General features: G+C 56.9%; 1 protein-coding gene. It reads left to right on the plus strand.

Annotation, left to right across the window (positions count from 1 at the left end):
• Window positions 1-726 (plus strand): ATP-binding protein (locus A3730_RS06805; RefSeq protein WP_156501004.1); only part of this gene is annotated, 726 nt, incomplete at both ends.

Consider the following 726-nt stretch of genomic DNA (forward strand, 5'->3'; position numbering starts at 1 on the left):
GACACGGCTACGTCAGATATTGCTCAATTTGCTTTCCAATGCGGTGAAATTTACCGATCACGGAGAAATCGCCCTTAAAGCCCGCACCGCAGACAGCCTGGAACGTGACACCCTGTTGCTCAGCTGCCAGGTATCGGATCATGGCATCGGTATCAGCCGTGAGGAACTGAGCAACCTGTTTCACTCCTTTCAGCAGGCAGACAGCTCCACCTCACGAAAATACGGCGGAACCGGCCTGGGGCTGGCCATTTCCCGGCAGCTGGCTGAACTAATGCAAGGACGGCTGGAGGCACGCAGTAAACCCGCCAAGGGCTCCATATTTACCCTTACGGTCCCTCTGCAACGAAGCGAGAAAAACGAGAACCAGCCGGAACGTCCGGCGCAGCATGGTACCGAGGGGCTACGCGTCCTCGTGGTGGAAGACAACGCCGTTAACCAGATGGTGATTGGGGCACTGCTCGACACCCTGTCCGTGGAGGTCAAGCTTGCCAGCAGCGGTGAAGAAGCCTTGCAGGCGATAAGCCAGCAACAGGACTTCGCGGATATGATATTGATGGACTGCGAAATGCCGGGACTGGATGGCTATCAAACCACACGGCTTATCCGTGATCTGGAAAGTCAGCTAGGTAGAGAACCGCTGCCCATTCTGGCGCTCACCGCCCATGCCACCACAGAGCAACGTGACAGCTGCTGCGCCTGCGGCATGAACGACCATATATCCAAGCC

It is taken from the genome of Alcanivorax sp. HI0044 (genome assembly GCF_001634945.1).